This is a genomic window from Cellulomonas chitinilytica (assembly GCF_016862675.1).
Lineage (GTDB): Bacteria > Actinomycetota > Actinomycetes > Actinomycetales > Cellulomonadaceae > Cellulomonas > Cellulomonas chitinilytica.
Map to the genome: position 1 here is coordinate 210,998 of NZ_BONK01000001.1, position 19,266 is coordinate 230,263.

General features: G+C 71.9%; 27 protein-coding genes. 4 read left to right on the plus strand and 23 right to left on the minus strand.

Annotation, left to right across the window (positions count from 1 at the left end; all coding sequences use genetic code 11):
• Nucleotides 1-6 precede the first annotated feature (6 nt).
• Entirely contained in the window at nt 7-990 is a 984-nt protein-coding gene (locus Cch01nite_RS00970; RefSeq protein ID WP_203747424.1) for a LysR family transcriptional regulator ArgP, read from the minus strand.
• A 71-nt stretch (nt 991-1,061) separates the two neighbouring features.
• Between Cch01nite_RS00970 and Cch01nite_RS00975 the strand changes: the two genes are divergently transcribed.
• Nucleotides 1,062-1,652, plus strand: coding sequence for a LysE/ArgO family amino acid transporter (locus tag Cch01nite_RS00975; RefSeq protein ID WP_203747426.1), 591 nt, complete (start codon nt 1,062-1,064; stop codon nt 1,650-1,652).
• A 27-nt stretch (nt 1,653-1,679) separates the two neighbouring features.
• Here the strand turns inward: Cch01nite_RS00975 and Cch01nite_RS00980 are convergent, their stop codons facing one another.
• A complete protein-coding gene (locus Cch01nite_RS00980; protein WP_203747429.1) occupies nt 1,680-3,362 on the minus strand; it encodes an ABC-F family ATP-binding cassette domain-containing protein in 1,683 nt (560 codons plus the stop codon).
• An 86-nt stretch (nt 3,363-3,448) separates the two neighbouring features.
• On the opposite strand from Cch01nite_RS00980, the gene Cch01nite_RS00985 reads away from it, so the two are divergent.
• Together Cch01nite_RS00985 and Cch01nite_RS00990 are read left to right on the plus strand one after the other, a co-directional pair.
• Nucleotides 3,449-3,895 carry a DUF5709 domain-containing protein gene (locus tag Cch01nite_RS00985; protein ID WP_203747431.1) on the plus strand — a complete coding sequence of 149 codons (447 nt, stop codon included), beginning with the start codon at nt 3,449-3,451 and terminating at the stop codon, nt 3,893-3,895.
• A gap of 39 nt (nt 3,896-3,934) precedes the next feature.
• Nucleotides 3,935-4,672, plus strand: a complete 738-nt coding sequence (locus tag Cch01nite_RS00990) for a VOC family protein (RefSeq protein WP_203747433.1) — start codon at nt 3,935-3,937, stop codon at nt 4,670-4,672.
• A 36-nt stretch (nt 4,673-4,708) separates the two neighbouring features.
• Here the strand turns inward: Cch01nite_RS00990 and truA are convergent, their stop codons facing one another.
• On the minus strand, nt 4,709-5,656 hold the full coding sequence (gene truA / locus Cch01nite_RS00995) for a tRNA pseudouridine(38-40) synthase TruA (protein WP_203747435.1): 948 nt from the start codon (nt 5,654-5,656) through the stop codon (nt 4,709-4,711).
• 101 nt (nt 5,657-5,757) lie between these two features.
• Here truA and Cch01nite_RS01000 point away from each other — a divergent pair, with 101 nt between their 5' ends.
• Nucleotides 5,758-6,540, plus strand: a complete 783-nt coding sequence (locus Cch01nite_RS01000) for an ROK family protein (RefSeq protein WP_203747437.1) — start codon at nt 5,758-5,760, stop codon at nt 6,538-6,540.
• A gap of 10 nt (nt 6,541-6,550) precedes the next feature.
• On the opposite strand, the gene Cch01nite_RS01005 is transcribed toward Cch01nite_RS01000, so the two are convergent.
• The 20 genes from Cch01nite_RS01005 to rplX all read right to left on the minus strand — a co-directional run bounded on the left by Cch01nite_RS01005 (nt 6,551) and on the right by rplX (nt 19,264).
• The gene (locus Cch01nite_RS01005) at nt 6,551-7,300 is read right to left on the minus strand and encodes an alpha/beta fold hydrolase (RefSeq protein ID WP_203747439.1); all 750 of its coding nucleotides are present in this window, start codon (nt 7,298-7,300) and stop codon (nt 6,551-6,553) included.
• Nucleotides 7,301-7,403: 103 nt separating this feature from the next.
• Nucleotides 7,404-7,964 carry a 50S ribosomal protein L17 gene (rplQ, locus tag Cch01nite_RS01010; RefSeq protein ID WP_203747441.1) on the minus strand — a complete coding sequence of 187 codons (561 nt, stop codon included), beginning with the start codon at nt 7,962-7,964 and terminating at the stop codon, nt 7,404-7,406.
• Nucleotides 7,965-8,041: 77 nt separating this feature from the next.
• Nucleotides 8,042-9,052: a DNA-directed RNA polymerase subunit alpha gene (locus Cch01nite_RS01015; protein ID WP_203747444.1), complete on the minus strand. Its 1,011-nt coding sequence runs from the start codon at nt 9,050-9,052 to the stop codon at nt 8,042-8,044.
• A gap of 141 nt (nt 9,053-9,193) precedes the next feature.
• Nucleotides 9,194-9,595: a 30S ribosomal protein S11 gene (gene rpsK / locus Cch01nite_RS01020; protein ID WP_203747447.1), complete on the minus strand. Its 402-nt coding sequence runs from the start codon at nt 9,593-9,595 to the stop codon at nt 9,194-9,196.
• An 87-nt stretch (nt 9,596-9,682) separates the two neighbouring features.
• Nucleotides 9,683-10,063 carry a 30S ribosomal protein S13 gene (gene rpsM, locus Cch01nite_RS01025; protein WP_203747450.1) on the minus strand — a complete coding sequence of 127 codons (381 nt, stop codon included), beginning with the start codon at nt 10,061-10,063 and terminating at the stop codon, nt 9,683-9,685.
• 225 nt (nt 10,064-10,288) lie between these two features.
• Nucleotides 10,289-10,402 (minus strand): 50S ribosomal protein L36, encoded by a 114-nt coding sequence (rpmJ, locus tag Cch01nite_RS01030; RefSeq protein WP_013117849.1) that lies wholly within the window; start codon nt 10,400-10,402, stop codon nt 10,289-10,291.
• Between the two features lie 67 nt (nt 10,403-10,469).
• Nucleotides 10,470-10,691 carry a translation initiation factor IF-1 gene (gene infA, locus Cch01nite_RS01035; protein WP_013770189.1) on the minus strand — a complete coding sequence of 74 codons (222 nt, stop codon included), beginning with the start codon at nt 10,689-10,691 and terminating at the stop codon, nt 10,470-10,472.
• Nucleotides 10,692-10,995: 304 nt separating this feature from the next.
• Complete coding sequence (locus Cch01nite_RS22880) at nt 10,996-11,886, minus strand: LPXTG cell wall anchor domain-containing protein (RefSeq protein ID WP_275407147.1); 891 nt, start codon at nt 11,884-11,886, stop codon at nt 10,996-10,998.
• A 319-nt stretch (nt 11,887-12,205) separates the two neighbouring features.
• Entirely contained in the window at nt 12,206-13,048 is an 843-nt protein-coding gene (gene map / locus Cch01nite_RS01045) for a type I methionyl aminopeptidase (protein ID WP_203748096.1), read from the minus strand.
• A 22-nt stretch (nt 13,049-13,070) separates the two neighbouring features.
• Nucleotides 13,071-13,649, minus strand: a complete 579-nt coding sequence (locus Cch01nite_RS01050) for an adenylate kinase (protein WP_203747454.1) — start codon at nt 13,647-13,649, stop codon at nt 13,071-13,073.
• A complete protein-coding gene (secY, locus tag Cch01nite_RS01055; RefSeq protein WP_203747457.1) occupies nt 13,646-14,941 on the minus strand; it encodes a preprotein translocase subunit SecY in 1,296 nt (431 codons plus the stop codon). The genes Cch01nite_RS01050 and secY overlap by 4 nt, the downstream gene beginning before the upstream one ends.
• 164 nt (nt 14,942-15,105) lie before the next feature.
• The gene (rplO, locus tag Cch01nite_RS01060) at nt 15,106-15,852 is read right to left on the minus strand and encodes a 50S ribosomal protein L15 (RefSeq protein WP_203747459.1); all 747 of its coding nucleotides are present in this window, start codon (nt 15,850-15,852) and stop codon (nt 15,106-15,108) included.
• Between the two features lie 2 nt (nt 15,853-15,854).
• Complete coding sequence (gene rpmD, locus Cch01nite_RS01065) at nt 15,855-16,037, minus strand: 50S ribosomal protein L30 (protein WP_048342543.1); 183 nt, start codon at nt 16,035-16,037, stop codon at nt 15,855-15,857.
• The gene (gene rpsE, locus Cch01nite_RS01070; protein WP_203747462.1) at nt 16,037-16,696 is read right to left on the minus strand and encodes a 30S ribosomal protein S5; all 660 of its coding nucleotides are present in this window, start codon (nt 16,694-16,696) and stop codon (nt 16,037-16,039) included. Before rpsE ends, rpmD begins: the two co-directional genes overlap by 1 nt.
• Nucleotides 16,697-16,736: 40 nt before the next feature.
• The gene (gene rplR / locus Cch01nite_RS01075) at nt 16,737-17,108 is read right to left on the minus strand and encodes a 50S ribosomal protein L18 (RefSeq protein WP_203747465.1); all 372 of its coding nucleotides are present in this window, start codon (nt 17,106-17,108) and stop codon (nt 16,737-16,739) included.
• A gap of 3 nt (nt 17,109-17,111) precedes the next feature.
• Nucleotides 17,112-17,651 carry a 50S ribosomal protein L6 gene (rplF, locus tag Cch01nite_RS01080; RefSeq protein ID WP_203747468.1) on the minus strand — a complete coding sequence of 180 codons (540 nt, stop codon included), beginning with the start codon at nt 17,649-17,651 and terminating at the stop codon, nt 17,112-17,114.
• 24 nt (nt 17,652-17,675) lie between these two features.
• Entirely contained in the window at nt 17,676-18,074 is a 399-nt protein-coding gene (rpsH, locus tag Cch01nite_RS01085; RefSeq protein ID WP_203747471.1) for a 30S ribosomal protein S8, read from the minus strand.
• A gap of 95 nt (nt 18,075-18,169) precedes the next feature.
• Nucleotides 18,170-18,355, minus strand: a complete 186-nt coding sequence (locus Cch01nite_RS01090) for a type Z 30S ribosomal protein S14 (protein WP_028045055.1) — start codon at nt 18,353-18,355, stop codon at nt 18,170-18,172.
• Between the two features lies 1 nt (nt 18,356).
• Nucleotides 18,357-18,923 (minus strand): 50S ribosomal protein L5, encoded by a 567-nt coding sequence (rplE, locus tag Cch01nite_RS01095; protein WP_203747474.1) that lies wholly within the window; start codon nt 18,921-18,923, stop codon nt 18,357-18,359.
• A complete protein-coding gene (rplX, locus tag Cch01nite_RS01100; RefSeq protein WP_203747477.1) occupies nt 18,923-19,264 on the minus strand; it encodes a 50S ribosomal protein L24 in 342 nt (113 codons plus the stop codon). The genes rplE and rplX overlap by 1 nt, the downstream gene beginning before the upstream one ends.
• Between the last annotated feature and the right edge of the window lie 2 nt (nt 19,265-19,266).

The following is a 19,266-nucleotide window of genomic DNA, read 5'->3' on the forward strand; positions in this document are numbered from 1 at the left end:
TCAAAATCAGCCGGCTGTGACGTTCGACGGGACGTTCGACGGGACGTCCGGGGGGACGTCCGGCGGGACGTGCGACGGCCCCGGCCGCAGCGCTCGCGCGGCCGCCACCACCCGGGCAGTGAGGTCGTCGAGCGTCGGCGTGCGGACCGACCAGTGCTGCCAGAACAGCGGCACGTCCAGCCACGCACCGGGCGCCACGTCGACGAGCGTCCCCGCCTCCGCGTGCGCGTCCGCCTCCTGCTCGGGCACCATCCCCCAGCCCACCCCGGCGGCGAGCACCGCCACGAAGCCCGCCGTCGAGGGGATGCGATGCACCGGCGCTCCGGCGAGCACCGGCGCGGCGCCGTCCCGCCCGGCGACCCGTCCCGCGAACCGGTGCTGCAGGGCGTCGTCCGGCCCGAAGACGACGACCGGCGCGACCGCGAGCGCACCGGCGTGCGGACCGTCCGGGAACCAGCGCCCCCGAAACGACGGCGCGGCCATCGCCCGGTACCGCATCGCCCCGAGCGGGCGCACCCGGCACCCCTGCACCGGGGTGCGGTCGGCGGTGACCGCGGCGAGCACGGTCCCGTCGCGCAGCATGGCCGCGGTGGCGTCCTGGTCGGCGCGCCGGACGTCCACCACGACGCCGGCGGGCAGGTCGCGCAGCGCGGCCGGGAACCACGTGGCGAGGGAGTCCGCGTTGACGGCGAGGGCGAGCCGGCGCGGGTCGCCGGGCACGTCGCTCCCGACGGTCGAGCGCAGGGCCGACCAGGTGTCCGCGGTCAGCAGGGCCACCTGGCCCGCGAGCCGGACGAGCTCCTCCCCCGCGGGCGTCGCCGCGACGGGCCGTGACCGACGCACGAGGACCTGCCCCACGGACTGCTCGAGCGCGCGGATCCGCTGGCTGACGGCCGACGGGGTGACCTGCAGCCGCCGGGCGGCACCCTCGAACGTGCCCTCGTCGACGCAGGCCGCCAGCGCGGCGAGCTGGTCCGGGTCGAACGTCATGAAGCAATGCTACATGTCCCCTTGAAACATTCGCTGGTCTTCATCGACCGCCGCGACCTACCGTCGACGACGTGACCTCCGCCCTCGCCGGGTTCCTCTCCGGCCTGTCCCTGATCGTCGCCATCGGCGCCCAGAACGCGTTCGTGCTGCGCCAGGGCCTACGACGTGAGCACGTCGGCGCCGTCGTCGCCGTCTGCGTCGCGGCCGACGTCCTGCTCATCGCGGCCGGCGTCGGCGGGCTGGGCACCCTCGTCGACAGCCACCCCGCCGCCCTCGCCGCAGCGCGGTACGGCGGGGCGGCGTTCCTGGTGGTCCTGGCGCTCGCCGCCGTCCGACGTGCACGGACGCCCGGCCGGCTCGACCCCGCCTCGTCGGGCCCCGCCGGGCGCGGCGCGGTGCTCGCGACGTGCCTCGCGCTGACCTTCCTCAACCCGCACGTCTACCTGGACACCGTGGTGCTCCTCGGCAGCCTGGCCGGGCAGCAGGACGCCCCGTGGGGCTTCGCCGCCGGGGCCGCGACCGCGAGCGCCGTATGGTTCACGGCGCTCGGCCTCGGGGCGACGCGCCTGCGACCGCTGTTCGCCCGGCCGCGCGCCTGGCAGGCGCTCGACCTCCTCGTCGCCGCGGTCATGACGACGCTCGCGGTGCTCCTCGTCGTGTGAGCGTCGGCGCACCTCGCCGTGGGAGCGTCAGCGGGCGCGCTGCACCCGGGCGACGTCCCACACCGGCTCCGGGGTCTCGACGACGCGGCCGTCCGAGCCGAACGTCAGGAACCGGTCGAACGTCCGCGTGAACCAGCGGTCGTGCGTCACCGCGAGGACCGTGCCCTCGAACGCGGCGAGGCCCGTCTCGAGCGCCTCGGCGGAGTGCAGGTCGAGGTTGTCGGTCGGCTCGTCGAGCAGCAGGAGCGTCGCGCCGCCGAGCTCGAGCAGCAGGATCTGCAGCCGCGCCTGCTGACCGCCCGAGAGGGTCTCGTACGTCTGCTCGGCCTGGCCGACGAGCTCGTACCGGTCGAGCGCCTTGCTGGCCTGCTCACGGCCGAGCCCCGACCGGTGCTGGTCGCCGCGGTGCAGGATCTCCAGCAGCGTGCGCCCGACGAGCTCCGGGTGGGCGTGGTTCTGCGCGAACCACCCCGGCCGCACGCGCGAGCCCAGGACGACCTTGCCGGTGTGGGCGACGGGCTTCACCGGGGTGTCGTCGGCGGGCTCGTGCTCCGGGCCCGGATCGCTGCCGCCGGCCGCGAGCAGCCGCAGGAAGTGCGACTTGCCCGAGCCGTTGGAGCCCAGCACCGCCACCCGCTCGCCGAACCAGACCTCGAGGTCGAACGGCTGCATGAGCCCGGTGAGCTCGAGCCCGGTCGCGACGACCGCGCGCTTCGCCGTCCGGCCGCCCCGCAGTCGCACCTTGACCGACTGCTCGCGCGACAGGATCGTCGGCGGGCCGGCCTCCTCGAACTTGCGCAGCCGCGTCTGCGCCGCCTGGTACCGCGACGCGAGGCCGTCGTTGAACGCGGACTTCGTCTTCAGCGTGAGCACGAGCTCCTTGAGCTTCGCGTGCTCCTCCTCCCAGCGCCGCAGCAGCTCCTCCGCCCGCGAGCGCCTGTCCTCCCGGGCCTGGTGGTACGTGGCGAAGCCGCCGCCGTGCACCCACACGGACGCCCCGACGACCGTGGGCTCGAGCGTCGCGACGTGCGTGGCGACGTTCGACAGCAGCTCCCGGTCGTGGCTCACCAGCAGCACCGTCTTCGGCGACGCGACGAGCCGCTGCTCCAGCCAGCGCTTCGTCGGTACGTCGAGCGCGTTGTCCGGCTCGTCGAGCAGGAGCACCTCGTCGGGGCCGCGCAGCAGCGCCTCCAGCACGAGCCGCTTCTGCTCACCGCCGGACAGCGAGCGGACCTCGCGGTGCTGCGCCTGCTCGAACGGGATCGACAGCACCGCGTCCGTGACCCGGTCCCAGCCGGCCTCCGCCTCGTAGCCGCCGACGTCCGCCCAGTCGACGAGCGCCTGCGCGTACCGCATCTGCGCGGGCTCGTCGTCGACCTCCATGATCCCCAGCTCCGCGGCCGTCAGCTCGACGGCGGCGTCGCGGACCGCCACGGGCGCCAGCGACGCCAGCAGGTCCCGGATCGACCGGTCGTCGTCGATCCGTCCGACGTCCTGCCGCATCACCCCGAGCCCCCCGCTGCGACCGACCGACCCCGCGTGCGGCTGCTCGTCGCCGGCGACGATGCGCAGCAGCGTGGACTTGCCGACACCGTTGGGCCCGACCAGCGCGACGCGTGCGCCGTCGGCGACGCGGAACGTCACGTCGTCGAGGAGCGGACGGCCGTCGGGGAGCACGTAGCCGATGCCGCCGATGTCGAGATGACCCATGGCCCCAGTGTCCCTGCTGCCGACAGGACGACGAACCTCATTCGCCCCCCTGGCGGACGCGCGACGGCGGTGCGAAGGTCGAGAGCATGAGCGACACCTCCGCGACCAGCCCTGACCCCGAGCTCGGCAGCGAGGGCGACACCGACCAGCTGCCGCGCGAGGACACCCTCGTCGACCGCGGCGTCGACGACCTGCTCGACGAGGGCTACTCCCCACCCGAACGTGCGCGCTCCAACCACTACGGCGAGACCGCGTGGGAGGAGTCGCACCGCGAGACGATCGACCAGCGCATCGGCCAGGAGGAGCCCGAGGTGTGGGAGGTGTCGCCGCACGTCAGCGGCGACCGGGAGCCGCTGCGCGCCGGGCGGCTCGTCTCGGACGGCGACGCCGTCAGCGCGGGCGGCAACGACGAGTTCGCGATCGACGCCGGTGTCTCGGGCGGCGCCGCCTCCGCCGAGGAGGCCGCCGTGCACTTCATCGAGGAGGAGTACGTCGACGACCGGCGGTACCGCGACGACGACGACGAGGAGTGACGTCGCGCCCGTGACGCCCGGCCCCTAAGGTCGGGCTCCATGGCGCTGCGACTGGTCCAGGTGAACATCAAGGCCCACGACGACGAGACCGTCGGGCGGTTCTGGGCGGACGCGCTCGGCTGGGGCGTGTCCAGCGAGGGCCCCGGAGTGACGAACGTCGAACCGCCGGACGTCGTCTACCCGGACCCCGTCGCCGTCTTCATCGACGTCGTCGCCGTCCCGGACCGCGAGGCCGTGCGGTACCGGGCGCACCTCGATCTCGCGACCACCTCGGCCGCCCATCAGGCGGAGCTCGTCGCACGGCTGCAGGAGCTCGGTGCGACACCCGCCGACATCGGCCAGGGCGACGTGCCCTGGACGGTGCTCGCCGACCCCGAGGGAAACCTGTTCTGCGTGCTCGAGCCGCGGGAGCTCTACCGGGACACCGGGCCGGTCGCCGCGGTCGTGGTCGACTGCGCCGACCCACGCGCCATGGCCCGGTTCTGGGGCGAGGCCACCGACTGGACCGTGCACGAGGTGACCGACGACCACGCGCGGCTGCGCTCGTCCGCGGGTGTCGGCCCGTACCTCGAGCTCGTCCGGACGCCCGCCGCACAGACCCCACGGCACCGCGTCCACCTCGACCTGCGGCCGTACGCCGGTGACGACCAGGCAGCGGAGGCGGCCCGGCTGCGTGACCTGGGCGCGACCGACGCCGACGTCGGCCAGGGCGACGCGCCGTGGCTGGTCCTCGCGGACCCGGAGGGCAACGAGTTCTGCGTCCTGACCTCGCGCTGACGCCGCACCGGCACCTGGCCGGGGCCGCCGGTGCCGCTAGCCGCAGCAGCCGGTCGGGGTGTCGACGTCGTCGGCCTGCCGGCGTGCGCGCGTCTGCACCGCCCGCCCCGCGAGCTCGTCGTCCGACGGGTACCCCACGGCCTCCAGCGTGAGCCCGTGCGCGGCGACCACGGCCGCACCCCCGTCGCGCCGGCGCCCGACGAGCAGCTCGGCGGGCCAGCCGACGGGCCGCCGGCCCTCGCCGACCGCCACGCTCGCGCCGACGAGCGCGCGGACCATCGAGTGGCAGAACGCGTCCGCCTGCACGTCCGCGACCACGAGCCCCGCGTCCGGGCCGTCGGCAGGGCGGTGCCACCGGAACACCTCGAGCGTGCGGATCGTCGTCGCCCCCTCACGGGGCTTGCAGTACGCGGCGAAGTCGTGGCGCCCCAGCAGCGCGCCGGCGGCGGCGTCCATCGCGGCGGCGTCCAGCGGGCGCCGGTGCCACAGCACGTGCGCGCGCGTCAGCGGGTCGCGGTGCTCGGAGTCGTCGCAGATCCGGTACGCGTAGCGGCGACGCAGGGCCGAGAACCTCGCGTCGAAGCCGACCGGCGCGCCGACCACGCGGTGCACGACGAGGTCCGGGGGCAGCACGCCGGCGAGCCGGGACAGCAGCGCCTCGGTCGGCGGCCGGTCCGACCGGCCCCGGGCCGCGTCGAGCAGCGCGGTCTCGACGTCGACGTGAGCGACCTGGCCGCGCGCGTGCACCCCGGCGTCGGTCCGGCCGGCCACCGTGACCCGCGGCGCCGGACGGCCCAGCGGACCGGCGCGGAGCACCGTCGCGAGCGCGTCCTCGAGCACGCCCTGCACCGTCCGCAGCGCGGGCTGACGTGCCCAGCCGGCGAACCCCGTGCCGTCGTAGGCGAGGTCCAGCCGCAGCCGGACGACGCCCTCGCCGAGGTCGTGCGTAGCGGGGTCCGCAGGCGCGGCGCTCGTCGTGCTCACGGGCCACCACGGTAGTCGCGACCCGCCGCCGTCCCCGACCACGGACCCGAGCAGGCCCGCCCATCCCGGCGCCCGCCCGACCAGGGGCCTACCGTGGGCTCGTGCCGAGCACCGCAGCCGACCCGTTCACGCTGGCCGTCGACTGCGGCGGCGGCGGCATCAAGGCGTCCGTGCTCGACGCGGCCGGCACGCTGCACGCCCCCGCAGTCCGGGTCCCCACCCCGTACCCGCTGCCGCCGGACCGGCTCGTCGAGACCATCGCGCAGATCGCGGACGGCCTGCCCCGAGCCGACCGGGTGACGGTCGGGATGCCCGGCATGATCCGGCACGGTGTCGTCGTCTCCACGCCGCACTACGTGACACGGTCCGGTCCCCGCACCGCCGTCGACCCCGAGTTCGTCGAGGCGTGGTCCGGGTGCGACGTGCGGGCCGCGGTCCAGGCCCGGCTCGGCCTGCCGACGCTCGTGCTGAACGACGCCGAGGTGCACGGCGCCGGGGTCGTCTCCGGCACGGGCGTCGAGCTCGTCCTCACCCTCGGCACCGGCCTGGGGTCCGCGCTGTTCGACGGCGGGGCTCTCGCGCCGCACCTCGAGCTCTCCCACGCCCCCGTGCGCTGGGGCATGCCCTACGACCTGTACATCGGTCAGGTCGAGCGGGCCCGGCTCGGCGACGGGCTGTGGTCGCGCCGGGTCCGGCGGGTCGTCGAGGGGCTGCGGCCGGTGTTCCTCTGGGACCGGCTCTACCTCGGTGGCGGGAACGCACGGCAGGTCACCCCGCAGGTGCTCGACAGGCTGGGCGACGACGTCGTCGTCGTGCCGAACCAGGCCGGGATCGTCGGCGGCGTGCGCGCCTGGAACCTGGGCCTGCGACCGCCCACCGCCTGACGAGCGCCCGCTACGCCGTCGCGACGTCCGGCTCCGGAGCGGTCGCACCGCCGGCTGCTCCCAGCTCGTCCAGGACCTCCAGCAGCACCCGGCTGAACCGCGTCGGCTGCACGAGGTTCACCAGGTGCGTCGCGTGCGGCACGACGACGAGCCGGCCGTTCCTCGTCGCGCGCAGGAACACCCGCTCCTCACCACGGAAGTGGTCGAACCGGCCGTTCACCAGCCACACCGGCGCCTCGATCCGGGCCAGGTCCGCCACGGGCGCCGCCTGCGCCATCTCCCGCATCACGTCCCCCGTCACCCCCAGCGCGTACCCGCCCTCCTCCAGGTCCCGGACCGCGGCCGGCGGGACGGTACGCGCGACCATGAACCGGTTGAGGCCCGCACCCGCGTCGGGCAGCCGCGCGATCACCCGGCCGGCCAGGTCCCACCCGGACAGCACCAGCCGGCGCGGCTGCGTGGAGCAGCCCGCCGCGACGAGGCCGACGACCTGGTCCGGCCGCCGAGCAGCGTGCGCGATGCCCACGTACCCACCGAGCGACAACCCGACGACGAGCGCCCGGCCGCCCAGCCCGTCCACCGCACGGGACACCGTCGCCACCGACTCCTCGAGCGTGAACCTCTCCTCGAGCCGCCGCCCGTGCCCCGGCAGGTCCACCGCGACCGCGACGCCACCCGCCCGCTCGACGGACTCGACCTGGGCACGCCACATCGTGCGCGACGCGCGCAGGCCGTGCACCAGGACCACCGGGGGCCACATGCTCCGACCCTACGAGCAGGACAGGGCCGACGCACCGATGCCCCGACGACGAGAGGCCCGGACCCCCAGCGGGGTCCGGGCCTCTCGGTCAGGCAGTGGTGCGTCAGGCCTTCTCGGCGTCGCCCTCGGCGGCAGCCTCGTCGGTCGTCGCCTCGTCGGCGACGGCGTCGGCCGGCGTCTCCTCGACGGCGGCCTCGGCGGCCTCCTCCTCGACAGCGGCGGGAGCCTCGGGCTCGGCCTTCGCCTTCGGGGCAGCCTTCGCGGCGGCCTTCGTGGCCTCCTTGACGACGGCCTGCTTCGGCGACAGCGGCTCGAGGACGAGCTCGATCACGGCCATGGGCGCGTTGTCGCCCTTGCGCGGACCGATCTTGGTGATGCGCGTGTAGCCACCCTGACGGTCGGCCACGGCCGGCGCGATCTCGGTGAACAGCTCGTGCACGACACCCTTGTCCTTGACGACGGTCAGGACGCGACGGCGGGCGTGCAGGTCACCGCGCTTGGCGAACGTGATGAGCCGCTCGGCGAGCGGGCGAAGGCGCTTGGCCTTGGCCTCGGTCGTCGTGATCCGCTTGTGCTCGAACAGCGACGTCGCCAGGTTCGCGAGGATCAGCCGCTCGTGCGCCGGTCCGCCACCGAGCCGGGGACCCTTGGTGGGCGTAGGCATGGTCTTTACTCCTTGAGTTCCAGTGATGGGCGACGCGCCCCGGGGTCAGTGCCCGGGTGCGCGTTCCCCGGCGTCGGTCAGTACTGCTCGTCCTCGACGAAGTCGCCCTCGTCGTCGCCGTAGTAGGCGCTGGCGGTCGGGTCGAAGTCGAGCGGGCTGTCCTTGAGGGTCAGGCCGAGCTCGGCGAGCTTCTCCTTGACCTCCGTGATGGACTTCGCACCGAAGTTGCGGATGTCCAGGAGGTCGGCCTCGCTGCGCGCGACGAGCTCGCCCACCGAGTGGATGCCCTCACGCTTGAGGCAGTTGTAGGAGCGGATCGTCAGCTGCAGGTCCTCGATCGGCAGCGCCAGGTCCGCGGCCAGGGCCGCGTCCGTCGGCGACGGGCCGATCTCGATGCCCTCGGCCTCGACGTTGAGCTCACGAGCCAGACCGAACAGCTCGACGAGCGTCTTGCCGGCCGACGCGAGCGCGTCCCGCGGGCTGATCGCGGCCTTCGTCTCGACGTCGACGACCAGCTTGTCGAAGTCCGTGCGCTGCTCGACACGCGTCGCCTCGACCTTGTAGGTCACCTTGAGGACCGGCGAGTAGATCGAGTCGACCGGGATCCGGCCGATCTCGGCGTCGAACGACTTGTTCTGGTTCGCCGACACGTAGCCACGGCCACGCTCGACGGTCAGCTCGATCTCGAGCTTGCCCTTGTCGTTGAGCGTCGCCAGGTGAAGGTCGGCGTTGTGCACCTCGACACCGGCCGGCGGCACGATGTCGGCGGCGGTGACCACACCCGCACCCTGCTTGCGCAGGTACATCACGACGGGCTCGTCGTTCTCCGAGGAGACGACCAGCTGCTTGATGTTGAGGATGATCTCGGTGACGTCCTCCTTGACGCCCGGCACGGTGGAGAACTCGTGCAGCACACCGTCGATCCGGATGGACGTGACGGCGGCACCGGGGATGGAGGACAGCAGCGTCCGGCGGAGCGAGTTGCCGAGCGTGTAGCCGAAGCCCGGCTCCAGCGGCTCGATGGAGAACCGCGAGCGGTTCTCCGAGATGACCTCTTCGGTCAGGGTGGGGCGCTGTGCGATCAGCACGGTGTGATTCCTCTCAGCGGGCGTCCGCCATATGACGCTCCGCAGGTACTACGAGCTGGCATGCCTCGGTCCGCATGGCCAGCGGAGTCGGACGAGCGGGCCGGTGCGCGCCCTGGGGCGACGCACCGGCCCAACCGAAGGTCAGACGCGGCGACGCTTGGGCGGACGGCAGCCGTTGTGGGCCTGCGGCGTCACGTCCTGGATCGAGCCGACCTCGAGGCCGGTGGCCTGCAGCGAGCGGATCGCCGTCTCGCGGCCCGAGCCCGGGCCCTTCACGAAGACGTCGACCTTGCGCATGCCGTGCTCCTGCGCACGACGCGCGGCGGCCTCGGCGGCGAGCTGCGCGGCGAACGGGGTCGACTTGCGCGAGCCCTTGAAGCCCACCTGGCCGGACGACGCCCAGGCGATCACGGCGCCGGACGGGTCCGTGATGGAGACGATGGTGTTGTTGAACGTGCTCTTGATGTGCGCCTGGCCGTGGGAGACGTTCTTCTTCTCCTTGCGGCGCGGCTTGCGCACGGCGGAACGGGTCTTGGGAGGCATCTGCTTCTTCTCTCGTGATCTACAGGTCGCTGGACCGGCATCCCGGGGCCGACCGCGCGAGGCGCGTCGTCGTCCCGGGGCGACGGGCTACTTGCGCCCGGCCTTCTTCTTGCCGGCCACGGTGCGCTTCGGGCCCTTGCGGGTACGCGCGTTGGTCTTCGTGCGCTGACCACGCACGGGAAGGCCACGGCGGTGACGCAGGCCCTCGTAGCAGCCGATCTCGACCTTGCGGCGGATGTCCGCAGCGACCTCACGGCGAAGGTCACCCTCGAGCTTGTAGTTCGCCTCGAGGTAGTCACGGAGCGCGACGAGCTCGGCGTCGCCGAGGTCCTTCACGCGGATGTCGCCACTGATCCCGGTGGCGGCGAGGGTCTGCAGCGAGCGCGTGCGGCCGACCCCGTAGATGTAGGTGAGCGCGATCTCGAGCCGCTTCTCGCGGGGGAGGTCTACGCCGATAAGACGTGCCATGTGCCTGGTGGCTCCTGTACTGCGTCGGAGGTCTGCCGCACCACCTTCCCGCGTGCTGCGGGCCCCGGCCTCCGACCGGGGGTTCGCCGGTGGACCGGGCTCTCGCCCGGCACCGACCGGAGTGGCGGTGCGCTTGCCGGTCCCGACGTCGGGACCGTCGTGCTGCGACAGCCGCGGGCGGCTGTCAGTGGTGCTGCTGCGGGAGATGCGTCCCGCGTCAGGGCATCAGCCCTGGCGCTGCTTGTGACGCAGGTTCTCGCAGATCACCTGGACGCGACCGTGCCGGCGGATCACCTTGCACTTGTCGCAGATCTTCTTGACGCTGGGCTTGACCTTCATCGCGTGTTCCTCCGCCGCCGCATGAGCCTCCGGGGACCGGCGGCGTGACGGCGTGTTCGAGTGGTGATTACTTGTAGCGGTAGACGATCCGGCCGCGGGACAGGTCGTACGGGCTCAGCTCCACGACCACCCGGTCCTCGGGAAGGATCCGGATGTAGTGCTGACGCATCTTGCCCGAGATATGGGCGAGCACCTTGTGGCCGTTGGTGAGCTCCACGCGGAACATCGCGTTCGGCAGAGCCTCCACGACGCTGCCCTCGATCTCGATGACACCGTCCTTCTTCGCCATGTCCTCCGCTAACTGTCGGTCTCATTGATCAACCCACGTCGACCAGCCCCTGCGCCCCGCGTCGTGCGGGCCCAGGTTCAGCTCTCGTGGAGAGCGGGTGCGACCGGACCAGTCCGACAAGGACTGGAGGTGAACGGGCGCACACACCCAACGGACGATCTTACGGCATCGCCCCTGCAGGACGAAACCGGCGGGACGGTGGCCCTGGTCTCACCAGGACCGCTCCCGGACGCCACCCGGCAGCACGCACGAGCGGGCCCCGGTGCGGCACGCGCACCGGGGCCCGCTCAGGTCAGACCAGGCGTCAGGCGTCCGAGCCCGCACCCTGGGCACGGCCACGGCGTCGCAGCACCACGAGACCGGCGCCGCCCAGCAGCAGCACGACAGCCACGGTCAGCGGGACCGTCAGGGACGACCCGGTGGTCGCCAGCGTCCCCGTGCCGCTCGCAGCCAGGACCTCCGACACGATCGTCGGCGTCGGCGTCGGCGTGCGCGTCGGGGTCGGCGTCGGGCTGGGGGCGGCCGCGACCTCGCTGGTGGCGGACGGCGTCGGCGTCGGCTTCGGGGTCGGCGTCGCGCTGGTCGTCGGGGTCTGGGTGGGCTGGACCTCGGAGGTCGGCGTCACCGTCGGCGTCGCGCTCGGCGTCACCGTCGGGGTCGGGGTCGGGGTCGGGGTGACCGACGGCGTCGGGGCCGGAGTCGTCGCGCCGCAGGCCGGCACCTCGAAGGACTTCTCGAGGTCGGTGTGCTCGGCGGCCGTGATCGGCGGCCACCCGATCGTCGCGACCGGGTAGGACGGCGCCTTCGAACCCGTGAAGAGCGACACGTCACCGATCGCCTGGTCCTCCTGGACGGCCCAACCCGGCCCGCACACGGTCACCGGGACCGCGGCACGGACCTCCGCGAGCGTGAGCGGACGGTAGTACCGCCCCGGCCACGCGGCGACGAGGTACTGCTGCGTGGAGTTCTCCCACGACGCCTTCTTGGAGGCGTCCCGCTTGCGGTAGACGTACGCACCCGTCGCCGTGCCCGGCTCGATCGAGGGCGTCGGGGTGGCCGAGGTCTTCGGCGTGGTCGAGGCCTTCGACGTGGCGGGAGCGGGCTTCTGCCAGGTGCCGTGGTTCGAACCGCCACGGTCCGAGCCACCATGGGCCTCGGCTGCAGCGGCGCTGGCCGTGATCGCCAGGGCAGCCACGACCGTGGCGACCGCCAGAGTGGTGAACGTGCGAGCAGACCGAGCTGCTCGGGACGAGGACACGGGACGAACGCTGCGCTGCATGGGCCACCCATCGTCGATACGTGGCAGACGCGACGGGGGCGCGCCTGCGGGCTCCCTCGGGCACGCGGCGACACGCCACTCACCTCTGGGGTCGGCGGCACACTATCGGACATATGCGACGGACAAGGGGCGTTTGCGCAGATGAACGCGATTCATCTCGAATCTGGACGGATGTTCACCTGAACGGCGGACCGGACGAACCGGACATCTGTCCGGCAGGCCGCGGGAGCGCGGCTCAGGCGAGCGGCGCGACCTCGACGCCGAGCTCGGCGAGCGGCCCCGCGCCGCCGTCCCGAGCCGTCAGGACCCAGATGCCGCCGTCGAGGACGGCGACCGTGTGCTCCCAGTGGGACGCGCGGGAGCCGTCCTCCGTGACGACGGTCCAGTCGTCGTCCAGCACCTCGGTCATGCGCGACCCACGCACGATCATCGGCTCGACCGCCACGCACAGCCCCGGGCGGACCCGGGGGCCGCGGTCACGGGCCCGGTAGTTCAGCACGTCGGGCGGCTGGTGCATGGCCGTCCCGATGCCGTGGCCGACGTACTCCTGCACGACGCCGTAACGGCTGCCACCGTTGAGGCCTGCCTCCGCAGCCGCGTCGACGACGTCCTCGACGGCCTCCCCCACCGCACCGAGCCGGTCACCGCGGGCGAGCGCCGCGATGCCCGCCCACATCGCGCGCTCCGTGGTGGCAGCGAGCGCGATATCCTCGGGATCACCGTCGCCGACGACCACGGTGATCGCGGAGTCACCGTGCCACCCGTCGACGATCGCGCCGCAGTCGACCGACACGACGTCGCCCTCGTCCAGGACACGCGGACCCGGGATGCCGTGCACGACCTCGTCGTTGACGGAGACGCACAGCGTCGCGGGGTACCCGTGGTAGCCAAGGAAGGAAGGCGTCGCCCCGCGCTCCGAGATCAGGCGCGCGGCGACCGCGTCAAGATCGGCGGTCGTCGCGCCGGCGACGACGTGCTCACGCACCGCGGCGAGCGCGTCCGCCACGACGAGACCGGCCCGCCGCATGACGGCGACCTGGTCAGGGGTCTTGTACTCGATGCGTTCCCGGCCGAACATCGCGGTCACCCGATGGGCACGCTCAGCGAGCGAGCGAGCCGATGGCTGCCAGCAGCCGGCGCGTCACGTCGTCGACGTCGCCGATGCCGTCCACCTGCGCGAGCAGGCCGCGATCGGCGTAGACCTGCGAGATCGGCGCCGTCTGCTCCGCGTACACGTCGAGGCGGTGACGGACCACGTCCTCCGTGTCGTCCTCACGGCCCTCGATCTGCGCCCGCTTGAGCAGCCGCTCGACGACGACCTCCGGGTCGGCCGTGATCTCCACGGCCAGGTCCAGCGGAAGCCCCAGGTCGGCGAGGATCGCGTCGAGCTCCTCGACCTGGGCCGCGTTGCGCGGGTAGCCGTCGAGCAGGAAGCCCTGCGCCACGTCGTCCTGCGCCAGGCGGTCCCGGACCATCGCGTTCGTCACCGAGTCGGGGACGAGCGCACCACGCGACGAGTACTCCTGCGCGGTGCGACCGAGCTCCGTGCCGCCCTTGATGTTGGCGCGGAAGATGTCGCCCGTCGAGATCGCCGGGACGCCGAGCTCCTCGGCCAGCCGCGCCGCCTGCGTTCCCTTGCCGGCTCCCGGAGGACCGAGCAGGACCAGACGTGCGCTCATCGGAGGAACCCTTCGTAGTGCCGCTGCTGCAGCTGCGACTCGATCTGCTTGACGGTCTCGAGGCCGACGCCCACCACGATGAGGATCGACGAGCCACCGAACGGGATGTTGGAGCCGACGTTGAGCCCGATGAACACTAGCGTGGGGATCAGCGCCACGATCGCCAGGTAGATGGACCCCGGCGCGGTGATGCGCGTGATGACGTAGTCGAGGTACTCGGCCGTCGGGCGACCGGCCCGGATGCCCGGGATGAAGCCGCCGTACTTCTTCATGTTGTCGGCGACCTCGTCCGGGTTGAACGTGATGGCCGTGTAGAAGTAGCAGAAGAAGATGATCAGCACGACGTACAGCGCGAGGTGCAGCGGCGCGCTCTGCTTCGCCAGGTGCAGGCTGATCCACTGGACCCAGCCCGCCGTCTGGTCACCGAACTGGGCGACGAGGCCCGGGATCGCGAGCAGCGACGACGCGAAGATGATCGGGATCACGCCGGCCATGTTGATCTTGATCGGGATGTACGTGCTCGAGCCGCCGTACATGCGCCGGCCGACCATGCGCTTGGCGTACTGGACCGGGATGCGTCGCTGCGACTGCTCGACGAACACGACGGCGCCGATCACCAGCACGATGACCGCGAGGACCACGATGAACTTCGTCGCACCGTTGTTGCCACCGGCGATCGACCACAGCGACGTCGGGAAGCTCGCGGCGATCGACGTGAAGATGAGCAGCGACATGCCGTTGCCGACGCCGCGCTCCGTGATCAGCTCGCCGAGCCACATGATCAGGCCCGTGCCCGCGGTCATGGTGATGACCATGATGAGGAGGGTGACCCAGTCGTCGTTCGGGATGACGTCGACGGGGCAGCCGGAGAAGAGCTGACCGCTGCGCGCGACCGTGATGATCGTCGTCGACTGCAGGATCGCGAGGCCGATGGTCAGGTACCGCGTGTACTGCGTGAGCCGCGCGGTGCCGGACTGCCCCTCACGGTGCAGCTCCTCGAACTTGGGGATCACCACACGGAGCAGCTGGATGATGATGCTCGCGGTGATGTACGGCATGATCCCGAGCGCGAAGACGGACAGCTGGAGCAGCGCCCCGCCGCTGAACAGGTTCACGAGACCGAGCAGCGAGTTGTTCTCCGCGTCGGCGATGCACGTCTGCACGTTGGGGTACGACACACCCGGCGTCGGCAGGAACGAACCGATGCGGAACACGACCATGATGCCGATCGTGAAGAGCAGCTTGCGCCGCAGGTCGGGCGTCCTGAACGCCCTGACGAATGCGCTGAGCACCTGGTCCTCCTGGGCCGCCTGTGCGGCATCTCGTACGACCGGTCCGTTCCGGCCGTGAACGCCCGCGAATCATTGCAGGCAACGGGGCACCCTAACCGATGCCCCCCAGCATGCGGAACGGGGCCGGTGGGAGTCCTGTCGGCCCCACCGGCCCCGTCCGTGAATCAGTCCTGCGCGACGCTTCCGCCGGCAGCCACGATCTTCTCCTTCGCGGACGCCGAGTAGGCGTCGACCGCGACCGAGACCTTGACCGTGAGGTCGCCGGTGCCGAGCACCTTGACGGGCTGGCCCTTGCGGACCGCACCCTTCGCGACCAGGTCGGCGACCGTCACGTCGCCACCGTCCGGGTACAGCGCCGAGAGCTTGTCCAGGTTGACGACCTGGTACTCGACGCGGAACGGGTTCTTGAAGCCGCGGAGCTTGGGCAGCCGCATGTGCAGCGGCATCTGCCCGCCCTCGAAGCGGTCCGGCACCTGGTAGCGGGCCTTGGTGCCCTTGGTGCCACGACCGGCCGTCTTGCCCTTCGACGCCTCACCACGACCCACGCGGGTCTTGGCGGTCTTGGCGCCGGGGGCCGGACGCAGGTGGTGCACCTTGAGGGTGCCACCGGCGCCGGGCTCGGCAGCGGCCTCGGCCGCCTTGACGGCGGCCTCGGACTTCGCCGGGGCAGCCTTCTTCGCGGGAGCCGCCTTGGCCTTCGCCGGGGCGGCCTTCGTCTCGGCCTTCTCCGCCTTCGCGTCGGCCTTCGGCTCCACCTTCTCGGACGCCGCGGCCTTGGCCTTGGTCGTCTTCGGGGCGGCCTCCGTGGCCTCAGCCTTGGCAGGCGCCTTCTTCGCGGGAGCCTTCTTGGCGGCGGCCTTGGGGGCCGTCACCTCCTCGGCCGTCGCGTCGGCCTTCTTGTCGTCAGCCATGGTCACTCGACCTCCTCGACCGCGACCAGGTGCTGCACGGTCTTGACCATGCCGCGGATCTCAGGACGGTCCTCCTTGACGACGACGTCGCCGATCCGCTTCAGGCCCAGCGTGCGCAGCGTGTCGCGCTGGTTCTGCTTGCCACCGATGCCGGAACGCTTCTGCGTCACCTTGAGACGAGCCATCAGGCACCTGCCTTCGCGCCCGCAGCGGCAGCCAGGCCGGCGGCCTGCGCCCGCAGGAGCGCAGCCGGGACCACGTGCTCGACCGGGAGCCCACGGCGCGCGGCCACGGCCTCCGGACGCTCGAGACCGCGGAGGGCCGCGACCGTCGCGTGGACGATGTTGATCGCGTTCGACGAACCGAGCGACTTGCTCAGCACGTCGTGGATGCCGGCGCACTCGAGCACGGCGCGCACCGGACCACCGGCGATCACACCGGTACCCGGCGACGCCGGACGCAGGAAGACGACACCGGCAGCGGCCTCACCCTGGATGGGGTGCGGGATGGTGCCCTGGATGCGCGGGACCTTGAAGAAGTTCTTCTTGGCCTCCTCGACACCCTTGGCGATCGCCGCGGGCACCTCCTTGGCCTTCCCGTAGCCGACACCGACGGTGCCGTCGCCGTCGCCCACCACGACGAGCGCGGTGAAGCTGAAGCGCCGGCCGCCCTTGACGACCTTGGCCACGCGGTTGATCGTGACGACGCGCTCGAGGAACGCGCTCTTCTCTGCGGCGTCGCGACCGCGGCCGCCGCCGTCACGGCCACGACCGCCGTCGCGGCGGTCGCCGCCGCCGGTGCCGCCCGCGGGCGCCCCGGTGTTGCTGCGCTGAGGAGCAGCCATCAGTGAGTCCTCTTCTTCGATGCGGGGATGGTCGTGGTCGTCACAGGGAGAGTCCGCCCTCGCGGGCCCCGTCGGCGACAGCTGCCACCCGGCCGTGGTACTTGTTGCCGCCGCGGTCGAACACGACGGCGGAGACGCCGGCAGCCTTGGCGCGCTCGGCGACGAGCTCGCCGACCTTGCGGGCCTTGGCCGTCTTGTCGCCGTTCGCGGCACGCAGGTCCGCCTCGAGCGTCGACGCGGACGCGAGCGTCTGGCCGATGCCGTCGTCGACGACCTGCGCCGTGATGTGCCGGGCGGACCGGGTCACGACGAGGCGGGGACGAGCGGCCGAGCCCGCGACCTTCTTGCGAAGACGCAGGTGACGACGCTGACGGGCAATGCGCTTGCCCTTGCCGATGATCTTGATCGCCATGGCTTACTTCCCAGCCTTTCCGACCTTGCGGCGCACGTTCTCGCCCGCGTAACGCACACCCTTGCCCTTGTACGGCTCGGGCTTGCGGATCTTGCGGATGTTCGCGGCGACCTCGCCGACCTGCTGCTTGTCGATGCCCTGCACCGAGAAGCGGGTCGGGGCCTCCACGACGAACGTGATGCCCTCGGGCGGCGTCACGACGACCGGGTGGCTGAAGCCGAGGGCGAACTCGAGGTCCGTGCCCTTGGCCGTCACGCGGTAACCGGTGCCGACGATCTCGAGCTTCTTGGTGTAGCCCTCCGTCACACCCGTGACGAGGTTCGCCAGGAGCGTGCGGGTGAGGCCGTGCAGCGAGCGCGAGAGGCGCTCGTCGTTCGGGCGGGTGACCACCAGGGCACCGGCCTCGTCGCGCGCGACCTCGATGGGGGCGGCGACCGTGTGCGTGAGGGTCCCCTTGGGGCCCTTCACCGACACGAGGGCACCGTCGATGCTGACGTCCACGCCGGCCGGGACCGGGACGGGGATTCTGCCGATTCGAGACATGGCTTGCTCCTTTCCGTCTCGGACTTACCAGACGTAGGCGAGGACTTCCCCACCCACGCCCTTCTTGGCGGCCTGCTTGTCGGTCAGGAGACCCGAGGACGTGGACAGGATCGCCACGCCGAGGCCACCGAGCACCTTGGGCAGGTTGGTCGACTTCGCGTACACGCGCAGGCCCGGCTTGGACACGCGCTTCACACCGGCGAGCGCACGCTCACGGTTGGGGCCGTACTTGAGCTCGATGACGAGGTTCTTGCCGACGACGGCGTCCTCGACCTTCCAGCCCGCGATGTAGCCCTCCGCCTGGAGGATCTCCGCGATGTGGGACTTCAGCTTCGAGAACGGGATCGACACCGAGTCGTGGTGCGCCGAGTTCGCGTTACGCAGCCGCGTGAGCAGGTCTGCGATGGGGTCAGTCATGGTCATGGGGCTTCAGCCCTCTCTCGCCGGGGTATCTGCGCCGCCATCCGTGATGGCGGGCGGCGCAGACCTACCGACGATCGTTGGTACAGGTTTCAGAATTACCAGCTGCTCTTGGTGACGCCGGGGAGCTCGCCACGGTGGGCCATCTCCCGCACGCAGATCCGGCACAGGCCGAACTTGCGGTACACCGAGTGGGGCCGGCCGCAACGCTGGCAGCGCGTGTAGCCACGCACCGCGAACTTCGGCTTCGCGGCGGCCTTGTTCTTGAGGGCGGTCTTCGCCATGTCAGTTCTCCTTGAACGGGAAGCCGAGGAGCTTGAGGAAAGCGCGACCCTCGTCGTCGGTGTCGGCCGTCGTCACGATCGTGATGTCCATGCCGCGGACGCGATCGATCTTGTCCTGGTCGATCTCGTGGAACATCGACTGCTCCGTGAGGCCGAAGGTGTAGTTGCCGTGGCCGTCGAACTGCTTGGGCGACAGGCCGCGGAAGTCGCGGATGCGCGGCAGCGCGGTCGACAGCAGGCGGTCCAGGAACTCCCAGGCACGGTCGCCGCGCAGCGTCACGTGGGCGCCGATCGGCATGCCCTCGCGCAGCTTGAACTGCGCGATGGACTTGCGGGCCTTGGTGACCTGCGGCTTCTGGCCCGTGATCTGGGTCAGGTCGCGGATCGCGCCGTCGATGAGCTTGGAGTCCTTGGCGGCCTCGCCGACGCCCATGTTCACGACGATCTTCACCAGACGCGCGGTCTGGTTGATGTTCGCGTGGCTGAACTGCTCGAAGAGGGCCGGCTTGATCTCGTCGTTGTAACGAGTCTTGAGCCGGGGCTGCGCCGGAGCGGTGATCTCGGTCATCAGATGTCCTTACCGGAGCGCTTGGCGACGCGGACCCGGACGGTGCGGGTACGGCCGTCGCGCTCGACCTGCTCGGTGCGGTAGCCGACCCGGGTGCCCTTCTTGGTCTCCGGGTCCACGAGCATCACGTTGCTGATGTGGATGGGGGCCTCGACGGTCTCGATGCCGCCGGTGCGGGTGCCGCGGGCCGTCTGGCCGGCCTTCACGTGCTTCTGCACGCGCTGCACGCCCTCGACGACGACACGCTGCGTCTCGGTGAGCACCTCGAGGACACGGCCCTGACGGCCCTTGTCGCGGCCCGAGATGACGAGGACGAGGTCGCCCTTCTTGATCTTCGCCATGG